This window comes from Magnetococcales bacterium (assembly GCA_015231175.1).
In the GTDB taxonomy this organism is placed as follows: domain Bacteria; phylum Pseudomonadota; class Magnetococcia; order Magnetococcales; family DC0425bin3; genus HA3dbin3.
Map to the genome: position 1 here is coordinate 38,428 of JADGBZ010000016.1, position 16,645 is coordinate 55,072.

Consider the following 16,645-nt stretch of genomic DNA (forward strand, 5'->3'; position numbering starts at 1 on the left):
ACATCTTTTTTTCGTGTCATATTGTCATTCATAACGATGTCTGATTTTGTTATCCCTTAGACCTCCTTCCTGAACCATCCGACATACCATGGGGGAAGGTGTTGCTCGACCGCATGGGTTGTGTAGAAGCATCGGCCAGCGACGGGGTGGGCGGGCAGAGGTCGATCGGAAAGATTGGTCAGCACGGTGAGCCGTGAACCTGTCACCAGACGCCAGGTGACCACCAGAACGTTCCCTGGGTACACGCGCCATCGTCCGGCATTGGCTCCGATCAGGGAGAGGCATGGGAGAATCTCCCTGCGGCGCAAAGCGAACAGCTCCTTGTGCAGGGCCAGCCATCTCTGGCCTTCCGGGGTGTGCAGGCCGTCCCACTCCAGTTGCGCCGCAGCAAAGGTGTCCGGCGCCATGGGATGAGGCAGGGGTGGCCAGGATCGCGCATTTTGGAAACGAAAAGAGTGCTCGAACTCCCGATGGCGCCCGGCAGAGACGGCAGCGGCAAGGTCGTTGTGTAAGTCGCAAAAAAATGGAAAAGGTTGTTGGCAACCCCACTCCTGTCCCATGAAGAGCAAGGGTATCTGCGGCGCCAGCAGAAATATCGCCGTGGCAGCACGCACCGCTGCAAAAGGGGCCAGGCCCACGATGCGATCTGCGTTGAGACGATTGCCAACCTGGTCGTGATTTTGCAAAAAAGAGACAAAGGCTGTGGGGGGCAAATGCGCACTGCTCTCGCCACGCAACCGGCCATCGCGATAGGGAGAAGGTTCGCCCTGAAAAGAGAACCCCTCGGCCAGGGCACGGCCCAGATGGTGGAGAGGGTGATCCCGAAAATCCAGGTAATAACCTTGCGTCTCCCCGGTCAGCATGTGATGCAATACATGATGCAGATCGTCGTTCCATTGAGCCTGGCAGCGGGGCAGGGGTAACCATTCAGTACCCGGCCACGCTTCGGGGTCCGGGGGGCTGGCTCCCTGGCGGGTCCAGGGGAGCGCCCTGGTGGAGTTCGGGGCGAAGCCCTGACAAAGACTTTCATGTCCAGGCTTTTCTGGAAGGGGTGCTGATCCAGGTTTTTCTGGAAGGGGTGCTGAGTCTGGATGCGGCAGATGGGTCTCTCCATCGCGCCCAGCCGGGTGGCCGCCAGGTGCAGATTGTAACAGATGAGCGGCGTTGTCATCGTTCTCCAGGATCAGGTGAATGTGTCGGTGGGCGCCTGGACCACACCGAACGGCTGCCGCCAACTCCTGCACAATGTGGGGTCTGGAGTCGTCAAGCATGGCCTGCACGGCATCCAGGCGCAGACCGTCCATGTTGTACTCCTCCAGCCAGTACAAGGCGTTGTGAATAAAAAATTGCCGAATCCAATAACTGGACGCACCCTCAAAATTCATGGCCACGCCCCAAGGAGTGTGACGGCAGGGGTGGAAAAAGTCGGGCGCCTGGAGGTGCAAAAAGTTGCCCTCTGGACCAAAGTGGTTGTACACCACATCCAAAAACACCATTATGCCATGCGCATGGGCACAGGCGACCAGGTTTTTCAAATCGTCCGGACGCCCGTAGGTTGCCTCAGGGGCAAAAAGCAGAACGCCATCGTAACCCCAGCCATATTGGCCGGGAAAATCAGCCAACGGCATCAACTCGATGGCTGTGATGCCCAGTTCGGCAAGGTAGGGAAGGCGCTGGATGATGCCATGGTAACCGCCGGTGGGGGAAAAGGCGCCGACATGCAATTCATAAATGACGGCCTCGGACCAGGGACGTCCTTGCCAACCGGCATCGTGCCACCCCCAGGCCAGGGGATTGACAACACAACTGGGGCCGTGCACATCACGAGGTTGAAACCGGGAGACTGGATCCGGTACATGCTGCCGACCGTCGATACGAAAAAAATAGAGTGAACCGGCATGGGCCATGCCGGTCGACAAGGTGAACCAACCCTCGGCCTCGGCCTGCATCGGGAGGATGATCTCTCCCTCTGCCACCGTCAAACACAACTCGACCTGACGGGCCGCCGGTGCCCAGAGGCGGAAAGAGGTGGTATCGTCATCTTGCAGATGTGTTCCAAACGGCATACGATGCTGGCGGTGCTGGATCATGGTTGACTCGTCATGGCAGCTTGTGGGGTGGGCAAGCGGGGATGCTCGATGATGCAGTGCGATACTTTTCCATTTGTGACAAGGATCTCGTGGTCATGAAACGGTCGTCACTTGCGGTTTTTCTGTTGGTCCATTGGTTTGCGATTCTCTTGTTTATGACAGGCGCGACGGTTCGGGCGGAGGATTTTGCGGCGACCCTCCGCAAGGCCCAGGATGGGGATGCCCATGCCCAATATGAACTCGGTTTGATGTATGCCTCGGGCCAGGGCGTTCCGCCTGACGATGAAAAATCCGTGACATGGTATCGTAAGTCTTCCGACCAGGGAAATGTCCTGGCGCAGCTTCACCTGGGCGTGATGGTCGCGGGAGGGCGTGGCACCCGTCAGGATGATCAGGAGGCGGTGGATCTGTTTCGCAAAGCAGCCAGCCAAAATGTTGCCTGTGCCCAGTACAATCTCGGCGTGATGTATGCCCATGGCCGTGGGCTTCCCCAGAACAACGACATGGCGGTCAGGTGGTTCCGCAGGGCGGCTGAACAGGGATATGCCAACGCCCAATACAACCTGGGTATCATGTACGCCGAAGGACGTGGTCTGCGCCGAAACCTCCAGGAAGCGGCAAAATGGTTCCTCCTGGCAGCCCGGCAGGGGGTTGCCATGGCCCAGTTCAAACTTGGCGTGGCCTACCATCGCGGCCAGGGTGTCGCCAGAGATGCCAGAGAGGCGCTGACCTGGTTTCGCAAAGCGGCAGAACAAGGCAACGCCAGGGGCCAGTACAATCTGGGTGTCATGTACAGCTTTGGCCAGGTTGTTAAAGAAGATTTTATCCAGGCCTACATGTGGTACACTCTTGCCTCCAGCCAGGGCTACCAACATGCCAACATCAAACTCACCTCCCTTGCCGCGAGGATGACCCCCGACGAGATTGCCCGGGCTAAGGCGTTGGCCAGTCAATGGCAACCAAAAAAAGGGGAAGGCGGTTCAGCTCTGGCCATTCAGTAGGATGGTGGGTAACGCCCCTACTTGGTGGGGTGACATTTGGCGAGTGCTGCGACCAATGTCTGGTTGGCGAGCTTTTGCCGGGCCAGGTCGGCGTTCAGGCGGGATACGCGATCCACAAGAATGTTGATCAATTGATTCTTGATCTTGAGTTGCATGCCGAGATCCAGAGCCCCCATCTCTGAACCATCGATGCGAAAAACAATGGTTTCCTCGCGGGCGGTGACATTGGAAGCCCGAGGGTGCTTGGTGAGAAAGGACATCTCCCCGATGACCGCCCCGGTTTCCAAAACGGCGAGTATGCTTTGCGGATGACTTTCCTGTGTCACCTCCACGGAACCTTTCATGATGATGAACAGGGCGTCATCGGTGTCACCTTCGCGGATCAACTGCTTGTTCTTGTGGTAGGTGACGAAAAAGCTCTCCCCCTCTACGAGCATGGCACGTTCCGCAGGGGTGAACTCCCGGAAAAAAGGCGCCGTTTCGATCAGTTTATGAACGAGCATGAATCGTCCTGTCAGAGGATCCAACCCCCCCCGATGACCTGGTCCCCGACATAAAAGACACAGGCCTGACCGGGCGTGATGGCGCGCTGGGGTTGTTTGAAACGCACCTTGACCCGGTGGTGATCATCCATAGGTTCAACTGTGACTGGCTGGGGCGTTGCAGCGTAACGAATCCTGGCCCCAACCGGATGCGGTCCTTCCCACGGGTACCGGGCCAACCAGTTGGCATGAATGACTTCCAGCCGATCCTTATACAGGGATTCAACGGGTCCGACAATGATGCGATTCCGTGCCGCATCGATGCTCACCACAAAGAGAGGTCGAGGAGCTGCGATGCCCAGGCCGTGCCGTTGACCGATGGTGTAACATCCGATGCCGTGATGTTGTCCCAATGGGCGCCCTTCCTGATCGACGATCTCCCCAGACGTGACCAGGGTGGGAGCATGCCGACTGAAAAAAGCCCGATAGTCGCCATCCGGCACAAAGCAGAGATCTTGGCTCTCCCGCTTGGTGGCATTGTGCAGGCCAAATTTTTGCGCCAGACCACGGGTTTGCTCCTTGGTCAGAGGCCCCAGCGGGAAGCGAAGAAAAGGGAGTTGTTCCAGAGGCGTGGCAAAAAGAAAATAAGATTGGTCCTTGGCTGGGTCCACTCCCCGCCAAAGCTCATGGTGACCGGATGCGGTCCGGCGCAGCACCGCATAGTGTCCGGTCGCCAGAGCTGTGGCATCCAGGGCTTTGGCTTTGGCCAAAAGGTGGGAAAATTTCACCACCTGGTTGCAACGCACACAGGGGTTGGGTGTCTGGCCAGCAGCATAGGCCGCGATAAAGTCATCCACAACGGCGGAACGAAAGGGATCTTCGAGGTTGACCACATAGAAGGGGATGCCCAACCGTTCGGCGACGCGCCTGGCGTCGTGGAGATCGTCGCTGGCACAGCAGGTGCGGCCTCCGGAAATCCCTGTCTGGGCGTGATCCCAGAGTTGCATGTTCAGGCCGATCACTTCGTACCCTTGTTCCAGAAGCCAGGCTGCCACGGTGGAAGAGTCGACGCCACCAGACATGGCTACGGCCACACGTTCTTTATGGTGCTTCATGTCGCAAACCCCTGTTGCGGAGTGGCCATGCGGCACCCCAACCAGGCCAATGGCCTCCAGGCGACGAATATTTGGCGCCGCAGAGGAAAAAATGTGCCGACCCCCGGGAAAAAAAGTTCTCCCGTCCTCCAATCTGCCCAGTTTTTATATCACAAATAGCTGTTTTGTCATGGAAAATAAATATGGTCCCAGAGTTGCAGCAGGGCCGGAGCGCCAGGAAAACGATTGGCAGGTTGTGCCGATCAGGGGAGTGGCCTCTTCCTGCGAGGGCGTTTTATTGCGGGTGTCGAGGGCGTTGCAGGTCGTTGTCAGGTGGCTGGCCAACCGTGTGCCGGAAGCGTGCGGGTGTGGGCCGGTCGGGTCGAACATGTTACAGGATTGAGGTGGATATGAGTTCCTTGCAAAGTGGTGCAAAAGGATTGCGCCCGGCTCCCCGTAGCAGGGCTTTAGCCAAACCCATCGACCCCGAAGAGGCTGAAAGGATGCTCTCTGGCCAGGGAACTGGTTCCGGCAGGTTGGCATCTGACCGGCGCAGTGCCCAGAATGGCGATGAAGTTCACGATACGTTGCGCGGATTTTTGAGCAACGCCAGAAGGGAACGTCTGGAGTGTGTGGTTCCCCTGATCGAGACCTTGCAGGTGGCTTTGGCGTTGGACCGGGCCAAGGGTGGCGCTCCCCCGGGAACATTGACGGTAAAAGGGTGGCTCACTCTCCTCAACAGCTGGGAAAAACAGTTGCAGGGCATGCAACCTCGGCAACTGTTGTTTGGCAAGACCTTTGTTCAGGAGGCTGTTGACAAGGTGACCTTGGATAAATCACCTCTTCTGCCCATCCTCCAGGAGTTGATGCACATGATGGAAACGGCAAAAAATCAGGCAGCGGCGGCCTGAAGTGGTTGACGCGCAGAACCGCATGGCCCCCTTTTCCTCCGTAAACGATCCGCGGGTGTACTACCAGGTGGCGGGCCACAAAGTTGTGTGGCGGACCCTGCGGAGCGCGTTGCGTCGGGAGGAGGGGGTTGTGGTTATCACCGGTCCGCCTGGGGTGGGCAAGAGCTTGGCCTTGCTGCGCCTCCGACAGATTCTTCCGGGAGATCATCGGGAAATGCTGCATCTGCCCGATGCGGATGCAGATGCCATGACCTTTTTGAAGGCTCTGTTGTGCGTCTTTGATGTGGATGCAAAAGTGGGTGACACCCTCCCAACACACGGTGATCTGCTTGCGGCCATGGAGAGATGGGCCGCCCAGGGGAGGCGGATCCTGGTCGCAGTGGACCGCGCTGAACTGTTGGATGGGGACAATCTTGAGGTCTTGAAGATGGTCGCATCCTACCAATGGGATGGTCGCCACCCTCTACAGTTGCTTCTTGTCGGTCGCCTTGAATCGGCGTCCATGGCCTTGGATCCGCGTTTTTGCGGCCTTGTGCCACTGTTGGTGGGAACGGTGAAGTTGGATCCTCTGAATGCGGAGGATATGGCGGGCTACGTCAGATTCCATCTCGATCGCCACGGGTTGACGGAGTGGAAGCTGACTCAGGGGGGTTGGCGCACCTTGCAGAGAGAAAGTGGAGGCATTCCACGCAGGATCAATCGTGTCATGTCCGCCGTGATGTTCCAACTGGGTGATCGCCGGGCGGCTCGTGTTGGTGGTTTCACCATACGGCGTGCGGCTTCCGCAGCGGGAGGCGCCGGATTGCAAGTGCCCCGGTTGCGGTGGCGCGTCCCCTTTGGGACTTCTGCTGCCAAAACCGAGGTCAGACAGCCGCGCCTTTTTGCCCTGAGGCATCCCCAGGGTACACGCCCTGACCTCGATCGCTGGCTGATACGTTTGGCAGGGGTGGGTGTGTTGATCGCCGTGGCTGGTTTGGTATGGCGTGCGGTTCTCCTGGATCCAGAGGCTCATGTAACAGCGGATATCGATGGCAGGCGCACAACCTACGGGAGTGATATCACTGCGTCGGCACCTGGCGGGGGGAACCCATCAACCCGTACTTCCTTGCCCGTGGTTGTCAGGGTGGCGGCATTCAATCAACGTCATGATGCAACAACCCTCATGTCCGGTTTGTTCCAAAAGGGATATCGGGCTTATCTCTACCAGGGGGAGTATCCGGATGGTTCGGCGTGGTTTGAGGTTCGAGTCAATTTTCCTGATCCCTCCCAGGCTGGAGCCGGCATGGAGCGTCTGGAACGGCAGGAAGGGTTGGTAGCCGAGGTTGTTGGAGAGAACACCGAACAAGACATGGACCGGGGGGAAAAATGAATAAGGGGGGGGGAATGAACAAGGGCGATAGCCGGGATGGAAGATCGGAAGTTGATGATACGGAAATCAAGCTGCAAAAGCTGAAGCTGGCTGCTTTGCAGGCGCATAAAGCGGGCAATCAGCACCAGGCCTTGCGTCATTATGAGCACATTCTCCAGGTGGAGCCTGACAATGTCCAGATGCTCCTGTTGGCAGGCCAAATCTTGTTGGACCTCGATGAACTGGAACGAGGTGCGGATTTTTTTCGACGTGCCATTGCATTGGAACCAAATCAACCAAGGGTTGTATTCAATCTGGCGCACGTTTTGTGTTATCTATTAAAATATGAGGAGTCTCTCTATTATTACAACAAAGTTCTTGCCATGGATTCTGCCAAAGAGCAAATTTTCTATTTTATCGGCCATGTTTTATTCAGGCTTGAAAGATTTGAAGAGGCATTGCATTATTTGAATCTTGAATATCAGATCAACCCCCATGATCCACTGACGCTCCACGATATGGGCCTCATCAAACTTCGGCAGGATAAACAAGCTCAGCAAGAGGGCGTGGTCTTGATACGCAGAGCGTTGGAATTGAAACCAGACCTGTGTGGCATTGAAATACCTGATCTCGAACCCCTGCAAAGACATCGTGAGGAACAGAAGAGTATCACTCATATTTTTCGCACGCCAGATGAACCCGTTGCGATAAATTCACCCACCCGTTATGCCTGTTTGTCATACCCCAAGAGCGGGACGCATCTTCTGTCGGATATTGTGCAGTTGATCACAGGTGATGGCTTTTATTGGCCAAACGATTACGAGTCCAAGGCCTTTCCCAAGGGAGGTCTGGAGAAGGCGTCCGACGGGCATTTTTTGATTGGGCATTGGTGTGCCAACCACGACCTGGGCGCGGATCTGCGCGATGGCCGTTACAAAATCGTTGTTCAATATCGGGAACCTCGGGATCAGATGGTGTCGTTTTACTGTTATTATACCGGCGTCGCTGCGGACCCCGACAACATGTTCACGCAAATGTTGACAGGTGTCAGTCAGGAAGTGGGTTTTCACCGGCTCATCATCGGGTGTCCTGTTGAAGGCGGTGGTCTGATTCCCGGGCAGGCATTCAATATGGCCGTCTGGATCGAACAGTGGCGCCTTCTGGGGGGGATGTACCAGGTTCCGGTTTATTTTGTCACTTATGAGGAGATGGTGGAAAACAAGGTGGAAACCATTGGCCGGATCGCCCGCTTTCTTGACCGGCCCCTGTCCAGGGAAGAGTGCAAAAAAATTGCGGAAACAACCGATTTCAAAAAACCTTCGGCAACCATGAAAAAGGAGGATGTCCCGGAAAAATTTAAACGGAAAGGTATTGTCGGAGATTGGCGAAACTATTTTTCAGAAAGCAATAAACTTCTCTTCAAGGCCGTCAATGGAGAAATTCTCACAAAACTGGGGTACGAAAGTGGGGATGACTGGTAAGGTTGTGAGGGTCTCGGCACTGGGCTGCCACCGTTCCGTAAACTCTTCCCTGTGCTGTCAAATGATGTTCAAATACTGGTCAAGACGTGACATCAACCCAATCTGTTCCCAACGGTGATCCACGGACGGACATTCCCGACAGCCCAAAATGCCCGACCTGCCAATCCACGGATGTGGTGGTTTGCAAGATTTATCTTACGGCTCACAATGGTGACCGGACCCTGCGCCGGTGTTGCGGATGTGGAACGCATTTTTCTGAAACGCATGGAACGCCCATGGAGGATCTCAAATCTCCGATCATCAAGGTGGCCTCTGCTTTGAAAATTCGCAGTGAAGGCATGGGGCTTCGGGCAACAGCCCGCGTGATGGGCACCCATAAGAACACGATCAGCGAATGGGAAAAGAGATTCGCTGACCAGAAAGAAACGTTGATGCTGTATGCCTTTTGCCATCAATTCGTATCCCTCACCTTTGAAGGGGACGAGCTGTACACCATCGTGGGGAAACGTGCGGAACCGCTTGAATCCAAGGGCTGGACAGCTGTCATCGTGGAACGTGGCAGTCGATTTCTCGTGGATCAGCAGTGTGGAGTGAAGGATGCCGATTTGTTTACTGCGGTCATGAGTACGGTCTGCCAGTCCATTGACCAGACACAGAATTTAACATTCCTGTCAGATGGGGAACGGCGTTACGGCAAGATATTATTTTCCTTATGTTCAGAGGCATTGCAAACGGGGAGCAAAGGTCGTCCACCCAAGGTTCTTCCAAGTATGCCAAGTCTGAAGATGGTCTCCAGCGCACGCTGGATGCTCAATTGGTCATCGACAATTTTGTCCGTCCTCATTGGACGACCGGAGTGGTGCTGGCAGTCAAGTTGGGTATCAAGAAGGCACCCTTGCGCCTTGAAGACATATTGGCCATGAAAAGGGCTGCCTGAAGGCACAGGACAGGCAGGGAGCGTCTGCCCCACGGTCCATCTCGGAACGGTCGAAGCCCACTGCCGCAGGAAGAAACGCCAAGTCTATCCCCGCGCGTGCGGGGAACCGTGTTTTTTCTGGATGTCTCTGGATGATGAATTGGTGGAGCCGGGGGGAATCGAACCCCCGACTTCAGCATTGCGAACGCTGCGCTCTCCCATCTGAGCTACGGCCCCACGACGACAGGCGGCGATTATCTACGGCTGATTGTTAAAATGCAAGCCAAAAGACGACCATGCCGAGAAGAACACGATAGACGACAAAGGGGGTCAGATTGTGGCGGCGCAGCCAGCCCAGCAACCAGTGGATCACAGCCAAGGCTGAAAGGGTGGCGGCCAGAAAGGCGACGCCAATCTGTAGCCAAGCGGCGAGAGGAATTTTTTCGTGCAGGAGTTCCTTGATATCCAAAATGCCGACGGCAATTCCGATGGGAATGGCCAGGAAAAAGGCAAATCGGGCAGATGCCTCCCGATTAAAACCGAGGAAGAGGGCAGCGGTGATGGTGATGCCAGAACGCGAGGTTCCCGGGACGAGCGCCAGGGTCTGGGCCATGCCGATCAACAAGGCCTCCCGCAGGGTGAGCGTGTCGAGAGAACGCACCAGGGATGCGCGCCGATCAGCCAACCAGAGCAGTAGGCCATAAAAAATCAACGTGCTGCCTACAACCCGTGGATCCCGGGCAGAACCTTCCACATATCCCTTGATCAGGACGCCCGTCACACCAGCGGGAATGGTTGCCAAACCAATGGCCCATGCCATGCGTCCCTGTGGGTTGTCGGCCATCCCCCCACCGGACAGAGTGCGAAACCATCCCTGTGCCAACCCAAAGACATCCTGGCGAAAATAGATGATCAGGGCCAGGAGGGTTGCCGTATTGAGCGCCATGTCGAACAACAGGCCCTGATCCTGCCACTGAAAAAAATAGGGTACGAGAATCAGGTGACCGGAGGAACTGACCGGGAGCAGTTCAGTGACACCCTGAATGAGACCCAGGATAATCCCGTGAAGCCATTCCATGCTGTATTCTCTCCTTGTCTTCCATGCAAAATTCTCGACTATTGCCCGGAATCGCCGGGGCAGGGGCGATGCTTGAAAAGGCGGTTTGAAAACACTGGGCTCAGTAAAGAACCCGGTTAAGATACAAGCCATGCGCTGGTGCCGTCGCACCAGCCAAGCTCCGCTCTCGACTGGCCAACACCTTCGCAAACCAGGAAGCGGACTCTTTTTCCTGTCCGACCAGAGCCATGGATCCGACAATATTTCTGACCATGTGGTGCAAAAAACCGTTTGCCCCCAGAATAATCCGAATCTCTCTATCCTGGCGATGCACTTCGCAGCGGCTGAGAGTCCGCACCGGCGATCTGGCCTGGCACTGGGCGGCGCGGAAGGCGGAAAAATCATGGGTTCCCAACAGAAAACCCGCCGCTTGCCGCATCGCCCTCGCGTCGAGGGCCGCAGGATAATGCCAAACTCGACCTCGATCCAGGGCAGACGGCGTTTCCCGGTCGGAGATGCGGTATACATACTCCCGGTATCGGGCTGAATACCGGGCATGAAACGTATCGGGAACTTTCGTGACGCGCAACACCGTCAAGGCATGCGGCGTGGTTGCATTCAGGGCGCGCAGCAGAACATTTTCCGGGCGAGGTCGCGGTGTATCAAAATGGGCCACCTGACCCAAGGCATGCACTCCCGCATCCGTGCGTCCTGCACCGATCAACGTGACAGGATGACCACATAGGCGGGTCAGGGACTCTTCGAGAACCCCTTGCAGCGTCACACCCGCGGCCTGCCGTTGCCAGCCGGAAAAAGCCTCGCCGGCATACTCAAGATCAAGGCGAAAGCGAACCGGGGGGGGCGGTTCCAAGGTTTGGGGTACGCTCATCCTGGTGGGAACGTCCTCGTTGCAGCCAGATGATGCATCAGGCGATTTTCCAGGACGTTGCCCGCATTGTGAAGAGAATTGGCGGACGGTGGCGTGATGGACGGTTCCCTTTCAATGGCCATTGCCTATATCCTGGCGTGGAGGGATCGAGCGGTCGAAGCAGCTCCCAGGCACACTTGGCCCAGGCACACTTGGAATATGAGCAGGGAAAGAGCGAAGGACCATGAAAATTTTTTCTCTTTATAATTTTAAAGGCGGCGTGGGAAAAACCACCAACACGGTCAATTTGGCCCACCTTTCCGCGCTGGAGGGAACACGCACCGTCATCTGGGATCTGGATCCACAAGGTGGTACCAGCTTTTTTTTGTGTGTCAAGCCAAAAATCAAGGGGGGCGCCAAGGCCATCCTGAAAGGAAGGCTTGATCTGGATGGACACTTGCGCACCACCGGATATTCCAACCTGGATCTCCTTCCGGCTGATATTTCCTACCGTCACTTGGATCAGTATCTGCACGACAAGAAGGATCCCGTCAAGGCTTTTGCCCGTATTCTCAAGTCGTTGGCACACGACTATGACCATATTTTTCTCGATTGCCCTCCAGGTCTTTCACTGCTGGCGGAAAATGTTTTCCGGGTCTCCCATGTTCTGGTTGTTCCCCTGATTCCTTCCACGCTCTCCTTGCGGGCGTACAACAGGCTGGTGCAGTTTCTGGCCAATCGCCGCACCAAAAAGCTGCGGGTGGCGCCGTTTTTCAATCAGGTCAACCTGGAGAAGCCGATCCATCAGGTCGTGACCAGGAATGTACTGGAACAACATCCCATCTTTCTCAGGACCACCATTCCGGACTCCAACGTCATCGAGTCCATGGGGGTCAAACGGGCGCCTGTTTTGGCCTACGCTCGTTCATCTCCGGAAGCCGATGCGTTTCGGGCCTTGTGGCGGGAGATCCAGGAGAGAAAGCTCTGATCAATGCTCCCGAACATCGCCGGGATGGGTGCCGCCATCATTCAGCTGGATGAGCCGGATGGTTTCTGGACCAGACGCTGGTCCAGGCTCAGTTGGTGGGCCGTCAATCCCTCCCCAGCTGCCAGACGGGAAGCTGCCGGACCAATGATGGCCAAAGACGCTTCCGTACAGCCAATCAGACTGGTGCGCTTGATGAAGTCAAATACGCTCAATGGACTGGAAAAACGCGCCGTACCACTCGTTGGCAAGACGTGACTGGGACCGGCAACATAATCTCCTATCGCCTCAGGGGTATACCGTCCCAAAAAAATGGCGCCGGCGTTGCCAACGTGAGGCAGGAGTCGTTCGGGATCGGCGACAGACAGTTCCAGGTGTTCCGGGGCCACCCTTGAAGCCAACGCACACGCCTCGTGCAGATTGTTGACGACGATGATGGCGCCGCGTTCGGCCAAGGATTGCGCACAAATCGAGCGTCGTTCCAATATTGCAAGGTGTTGCGCCAAAGCCAGTTCCACGGCATTGGCCAAATCCTCATCATCGGTCAGGAGGATGGCCTGGGCCGACACATCGTGTTCGGCCTGGGAGAGCAGATCTGCCGCCAACCAAAGCGGGTCGTTCTCCCGGTCGGCAATGACCAAAATTTCTGATGGACCGGCAATCATGTCGATGCCCACCTGTCCAAACAACTGCCGCTTGGCTGTAGCCACATAAATGTTGCCCGGACCGACGATTTTATCGACAGCCGGGACAGTTTGGGTTCCCATGGCCAAGGCTGCAATGGCTTGGGCGCCCCCGATGCGAAAGATTTGATGGATGCCAGCGATTTGGGCCGCCACGAGGAGGAGGGGATTGACCACGCCGTCGGGAGTTGGCACCACCATGACCAGATCGGTCACGCCTGCCACGCGAGCCGGAATGGCATTCATCAGGACCGTGGACGGATAGGTGGCCAAACCGCCTGGAACGTACAAACCAACGCGGCTGACAGGTGTCAGGCGTTGTCCCAGCAGGGTTCCTGATGCATCGCAAAAATGGTGTATGCCCATCACGGGCATTTGCCATCGATGGTAGGCTTGGATGCGCCCGGCGGCCAGTTCAAGGGCGGATCGATCCGCCGGAGAGACCTGCCGGGCGATGTGGTTGATCTCCGTCTCGGTCAGTGCCAGGGTTGCGGGGGTGAGTTCGACCCGGTCGAACTGACGCGAATAATCGATCAGAGCCTGGTCCCCATCCCGCTGCACTGTAGCGATGATGTCGGCCACTGTCTGTTCAATGGCCGCCATTTTTCCACTTTCCCAGCGGAGAAGACGGGTGAAGGCTGCCTGAAAGTCAGAATCTCGGGTGTTGAGACGGCGTATCGTGGTCTGGATCAAGGCCAACTCCGCTTTTCTCGAAAGGGCGTTGAACGGCAACCCAAAATCAATGGCTCAGACGATGGATATCGGCGCCCAGGGCCATCAATTTTTCTTCGATTCGCTCATACCCACGGTCAATATGATAAACCCGGGAGATGTAGGTCTCTCCCGATGCTGCCAAGCCTGCCAAAACCAACGATGCCGAGGCCCGCAAATCCGTGGCCATGACGGGGGCGCCACGCAATTTTGCGCCGCCTCGAACCACGACAGTGTTGCCCTGCAACGTGATATCAGCCCCCAATCGTTGCAGTTCCGACACATGCATGAAGCGGTTTTCAAATATTGTCTCGGTCACGGTACCCGTCCCGGAGGATACACTGTTGAGCACCAGCATTTGCGCCTGGAGATCGGTTGGAAACCCGGGATAGGGAAACGTTGTGATATCCACGGCTCGCAGGGGGCGATCAACAGTGACGCGCAAGGCGTTGGGTTTTTCCTCCACGATGACCCCGGCCTGACGCAACTTGGCGATGGGGGCTTCGAGAATGTGCGGATCGGTGTAATTCAGCGTCACATCTCCCCCGGTGATGGCTGCCGCAATCATGAAAGTCCCGGTTTCGATCCGGTCGGGAAGAATGTGGTGGGCTGCGCCATGCAAACGTTCAACGCCCTCTACGCGGATGCTGCTGCTTCCGGCACCCTCAATGCGAGCGCCCATTTTATTGAGAAGCCTTGCCAAATCTGTGACTTCCGGCTCACATGCAGCATTTTCCAGGACGGTTTGACCGTCGGCCAGGGCGGCTGCCATCATCAAATTTTCCGTCCCGGTCACGGTTACGAGATCAAAGACGATGGATGCCCCGTGCAGGCGTTTGGCCCGGGCCTTGATATAGCCGTCCTCCAGGACAATCTCGGCCCCCATGCTCTCCAGGCCCCTGAGGTGCAGATTGACAGGGCGGGTACCAATGGCACACCCGCCAGGCAAAGAAATTTCCGCCTGACCGTGCCGAGCCAACAAGGGCCCCATGACCAAGATCGATGCCCGCATGGTCCGGACCAGATCGTAAGGCGCTCGGGTGTTGTGAATGCCTGAGCAATCGATCTCCACACCCAGGCGCTCGTCAATGGTGATCGCCGCCCCATGCTGACCCAAAAGCTCCAGCATGGTGGTGACGTCGCGCAGGTGAGGGATGTTGGAAAGGGTCAGGGCCTCATCCGACAGCAGAGAGGCTGCCAGTGCCGGCAAAGTGGCGTTCTTCGCGCCACTGATGGGGATGGTACCCACCAGGGGTCTTCCCCCGCGTACAAGTATTCTATCCATCCCCAATTCTTACCAAATCCAGGGGATCCAGGGCAAGAGTTGCAGCGGAAAATTTTGTGCGGAATTTGCGGAGTTGAATAAATGTTTGAAATTCTGTGGGTGCATGTGGTAGATTGAAGGATCAGGGCTGTTGTTGAAATCATGCAGCAAGGGGGTGAAACGGCTTCGACGGGGTATCGAAAGGCTTTGACGGCGACCCGGCATGAGCGCTGCCGCAATAGGCTCATACTTACAATTGCCAACGACGAAATCTACGGCGAAGCTCTCGCCGCCGCCTAAAACGGCAGCGAAGCGGGGCCCAGACCTGGGCCCGGCAACAGAAGCATAAAAACAGGGTCAAGCCGGAATGATGAAACCGCCGGTCTAAATCCAAGGTTTCCCAGTTCTCCGAGGTAACGGGGGTCCATGGGCCAGCCGGCTGCAACGGCCCAAGGACACTCAGGCCGGCAAAATGGTCGTGACTCCTTCAGGTTCAGTACGTATCTCGGACCCGGGTTCGACTCCCGGCACCTCCACCATTTTGATTTCAGGAAAAGGTCTCGGCATGGAAGCCGCCCTGTGGGGCGGCTTTTTTGTTGCGGAAAAGGCCAATGTTTCCAAGGTGTACGTTGGGTGGGTGGTTTGAGATGGGAAGGGGGTGGGCGTACCTTTCTCCCTGGGGAGGTGCGGCTCTCTTCTCTCCTGGCCCACATTCTCCCAAACCTGTTGACTTCGGGGCGAGAAGTACGGGTTTTCCGTACGTCACTTTTTCATTGGAAAACAATGGGGCGTGAAGTACGGGGTGGGCGTACCTGTTCGATGAGTGGCTTGGGTGGCGTGGGGGAAGGGAAAAGGGGTACGGGGCAGTGGATGAATTTCGCTGGGTGTCCTTGGTTACCGGTGTTCTGCCATTTCAAATCAACGCACTACGGTCAATCTTGACGTAAGTCCTTCCCTGGGGGTGGATATTGGCCATTGAAGTTTTCATCTCCTATGCTCATGAGGACAAGACCTTCCGCAAGGCACTCAATAACCAGTTGATGCCCCTAAAGCGCGTAGGCTTGGTGTCAGTCTGGCATGACCGCATGATTGCTGCTGGCACAGAATGGGAAAGCCAGATTGATGCGGCACTGGAACGCTGCCAGATCGTTCTCCTCCTGGTTAGCCCTAACGGGCATGGCGATGGACCTTATAACCCCATGCTGACGACCTCGATATGTACGATAAAGAAAAAGAGGTGGCAAGAGCAAGGTCGCGCACGAAATTGGTGGTTCCAACCCTGTTACCTAACGAGACCTGACGCTTCGAATCGTACCCCGGACTGCTTCCTTTGAGAGCGCACGGTAAAAAGGCCGTTGGCGGGCAACCGCCTTCAGGTTGAATCGCAGCGTTTTCCTGCCACCTCTCCACTGACATCTTACAACTCGATGTTCAAGTTTTTCCCTTCTTGACAGTTTTTTCACCCGTCAAACAGCCATTGCATGGTGTTTCAGGGATGGCGATGATTCTTGGCGTCCCAACTCCCTGCCAACCATATGCTTTTCCGATGTCATCAATGGAAACAGCTTGGCCAGTTGATCGGCCATTTCGGCCAATTTCTGTTCTGGATCATTGGCGGCCAGGACCGTCCGAATCGTCGTCAGAAGGCTTTCGATTTTGACTGTATTGATCAGGCTTCCCACGGTAAACGCAGGCTTATTTTGTTTCAGACGGGCCAGTTGATCTGGATGCAGCAAGAGACAATGATCAACCAA

General features: G+C 56.3%; 15 protein-coding genes, 1 tRNA gene and 1 other RNA gene. 8 read left to right on the forward strand and 9 right to left on the reverse strand.

Annotation, left to right across the window (positions count from 1 at the left end; all coding sequences use genetic code 11):
• Positions 1-56: 56 nt before the first annotated feature.
• Positions 57-2,090: a DUF3459 domain-containing protein gene (locus HQL63_05680; GenBank protein MBF0176324.1), complete on the reverse strand. Its 2,034-nt coding sequence runs from the start codon at positions 2,088-2,090 to the stop codon at positions 57-59.
• Positions 2,091-2,185: 95 nt separating this feature from the next.
• Here HQL63_05680 and HQL63_05685 point away from each other — a divergent pair, with 95 nt between their 5' ends.
• Positions 2,186-3,091 carry a sel1 repeat family protein gene (locus HQL63_05685; GenBank protein ID MBF0176325.1) on the forward strand — a complete coding sequence of 302 codons (906 nt, stop codon included), beginning with the start codon at positions 2,186-2,188 and terminating at the stop codon, positions 3,089-3,091.
• 17 nt (positions 3,092-3,108) lie between these two features.
• Here the strand turns inward: HQL63_05685 and HQL63_05690 are convergent, their stop codons facing one another.
• Together HQL63_05690 and mnmA are read right to left on the reverse strand one after the other, a co-directional pair.
• Positions 3,109-3,594 (reverse strand): cyclic nucleotide-binding domain-containing protein, encoded by a 486-nt coding sequence (locus tag HQL63_05690; GenBank protein MBF0176326.1) that lies wholly within the window; start codon positions 3,592-3,594, stop codon positions 3,109-3,111.
• Positions 3,595-3,605: 11 nt separating this feature from the next.
• Positions 3,606-4,688: a tRNA 2-thiouridine(34) synthase MnmA gene (gene mnmA / locus HQL63_05695; protein MBF0176327.1), complete on the reverse strand. Its 1,083-nt coding sequence runs from the start codon at positions 4,686-4,688 to the stop codon at positions 3,606-3,608.
• Positions 4,689-5,077: 389 nt separating this feature from the next.
• Between mnmA and HQL63_05700 the strand changes: the two genes are divergently transcribed.
• From HQL63_05700 to HQL63_05715, 4 genes are all read left to right on the forward strand, one after another.
• A complete protein-coding gene (locus HQL63_05700; protein MBF0176328.1) occupies positions 5,078-5,578 on the forward strand; it encodes a hypothetical protein in 501 nt (166 codons plus the stop codon).
• Between the two features lie 22 nt (positions 5,579-5,600).
• Positions 5,601-6,947, forward strand: a complete 1,347-nt coding sequence (locus tag HQL63_05705; protein ID MBF0176329.1) for an AAA family ATPase — start codon at positions 5,601-5,603, stop codon at positions 6,945-6,947.
• Positions 6,948-6,961: 14 nt separating this feature from the next.
• A complete protein-coding gene (locus tag HQL63_05710) occupies positions 6,962-8,407 on the forward strand; it encodes a sulfotransferase domain-containing protein (GenBank protein MBF0176330.1) in 1,446 nt (481 codons plus the stop codon).
• Positions 8,408-8,682: 275 nt separating this feature from the next.
• A complete protein-coding gene (locus tag HQL63_05715) occupies positions 8,683-9,330 on the forward strand; it encodes a helix-turn-helix domain-containing protein (GenBank protein MBF0176331.1) in 648 nt (215 codons plus the stop codon).
• A gap of 154 nt (positions 9,331-9,484) precedes the next feature.
• Here the strand turns inward: HQL63_05715 and HQL63_05720 are convergent.
• The 3 genes from HQL63_05720 to truA all read right to left on the reverse strand — a co-directional run bounded on the left by HQL63_05720 (position 9,485) and on the right by truA (position 11,269).
• Positions 9,485-9,560: transfer RNA gene (locus HQL63_05720), tRNA-Ala, on the reverse strand.
• Between the two features lie 34 nt (positions 9,561-9,594).
• Entirely contained in the window at positions 9,595-10,401 is an 807-nt protein-coding gene (locus tag HQL63_05725) for an undecaprenyl-diphosphate phosphatase (GenBank protein ID MBF0176332.1), read from the reverse strand.
• A 100-nt stretch (positions 10,402-10,501) separates the two neighbouring features.
• Positions 10,502-11,269, reverse strand: coding sequence for a tRNA pseudouridine(38-40) synthase TruA (gene truA / locus HQL63_05730; GenBank protein ID MBF0176333.1), 768 nt, complete (start codon positions 11,267-11,269; stop codon positions 10,502-10,504).
• A 223-nt stretch (positions 11,270-11,492) separates the two neighbouring features.
• On the opposite strand from truA, the gene HQL63_05735 reads away from it, so the two are divergent.
• Positions 11,493-12,236: a ParA family protein gene (locus HQL63_05735; protein MBF0176334.1), complete on the forward strand. Its 744-nt coding sequence runs from the start codon at positions 11,493-11,495 to the stop codon at positions 12,234-12,236.
• A gap of 41 nt (positions 12,237-12,277) precedes the next feature.
• Here the strand turns inward: HQL63_05735 and hisD are convergent, their stop codons facing one another.
• Complete coding sequence (gene hisD, locus HQL63_05740; protein MBF0176335.1) at positions 12,278-13,519, reverse strand: histidinol dehydrogenase; 1,242 nt, start codon at positions 13,517-13,519, stop codon at positions 12,278-12,280.
• 136 nt (positions 13,520-13,655) lie between these two features.
• Entirely contained in the window at positions 13,656-14,912 is a 1,257-nt protein-coding gene (murA, locus tag HQL63_05745; GenBank protein ID MBF0176336.1) for a UDP-N-acetylglucosamine 1-carboxyvinyltransferase, read from the reverse strand.
• Between the two features lie 150 nt (positions 14,913-15,062).
• On the opposite strand from murA, the gene ssrA reads away from it, so the two are divergent.
• Positions 15,063-15,430: a transfer-messenger RNA gene (gene ssrA / locus HQL63_05750) on the forward strand.
• A gap of 429 nt (positions 15,431-15,859) precedes the next feature.
• Entirely contained in the window at positions 15,860-16,225 is a 366-nt protein-coding gene (locus tag HQL63_05755) for a toll/interleukin-1 receptor domain-containing protein (GenBank protein MBF0176337.1), read from the forward strand.
• 132 nt (positions 16,226-16,357) lie between these two features.
• On the opposite strand, the gene HQL63_05760 is transcribed toward HQL63_05755, so the two are convergent.
• Positions 16,358-16,627: a hypothetical protein gene (locus HQL63_05760; GenBank protein MBF0176338.1), complete on the reverse strand. Its 270-nt coding sequence runs from the start codon at positions 16,625-16,627 to the stop codon at positions 16,358-16,360.
• Positions 16,628-16,645 lie beyond the last annotated feature (18 nt).

Coding starts and splice junctions, on each gene's coding strand:
- HQL63_05680 (MBF0176324.1), bottom strand. CDS start 2,090: ATGATCCAGCACCGCCAGCATCGTATGCCGTTTGGAACACATCTGCAA.
- HQL63_05685 (MBF0176325.1), top strand. CDS start 2,186: ATGAAACGGTCGTCACTTGCGGTTTTTCTGTTGGTCCATTGGTTTGCG.
- HQL63_05690 (MBF0176326.1), bottom strand. CDS start 3,594: ATGCTCGTTCATAAACTGATCGAAACGGCGCCTTTTTTCCGGGAGTTC.
- mnmA (MBF0176327.1), bottom strand. CDS start 4,688: ATGAAGCACCATAAAGAACGTGTGGCCGTAGCCATGTCTGGTGGCGTC.
- HQL63_05700 (MBF0176328.1), top strand. CDS start 5,078: ATGAGTTCCTTGCAAAGTGGTGCAAAAGGATTGCGCCCGGCTCCCCGT.
- HQL63_05705 (MBF0176329.1), top strand. CDS start 5,601: ATGGCCCCCTTTTCCTCCGTAAACGATCCGCGGGTGTACTACCAGGTG.
- HQL63_05710 (MBF0176330.1), top strand. CDS start 6,962: ATGAACAAGGGCGATAGCCGGGATGGAAGATCGGAAGTTGATGATACG.
- HQL63_05715 (MBF0176331.1), top strand. CDS start 8,683: ATGGAGGATCTCAAATCTCCGATCATCAAGGTGGCCTCTGCTTTGAAA.
- HQL63_05725 (MBF0176332.1), bottom strand. CDS start 10,401: ATGGAATGGCTTCACGGGATTATCCTGGGTCTCATTCAGGGTGTCACT.
- truA (MBF0176333.1), bottom strand. CDS start 11,269: ATGAGCGTACCCCAAACCTTGGAACCGCCCCCCCCGGTTCGCTTTCGC.
- HQL63_05735 (MBF0176334.1), top strand. CDS start 11,493: ATGAAAATTTTTTCTCTTTATAATTTTAAAGGCGGCGTGGGAAAAACC.
- hisD (MBF0176335.1), bottom strand. CDS start 13,519: ATGGCGGCCATTGAACAGACAGTGGCCGACATCATCGCTACAGTGCAG.
- murA (MBF0176336.1), bottom strand. CDS start 14,912: ATGGATAGAATACTTGTACGCGGGGGAAGACCCCTGGTGGGTACCATC.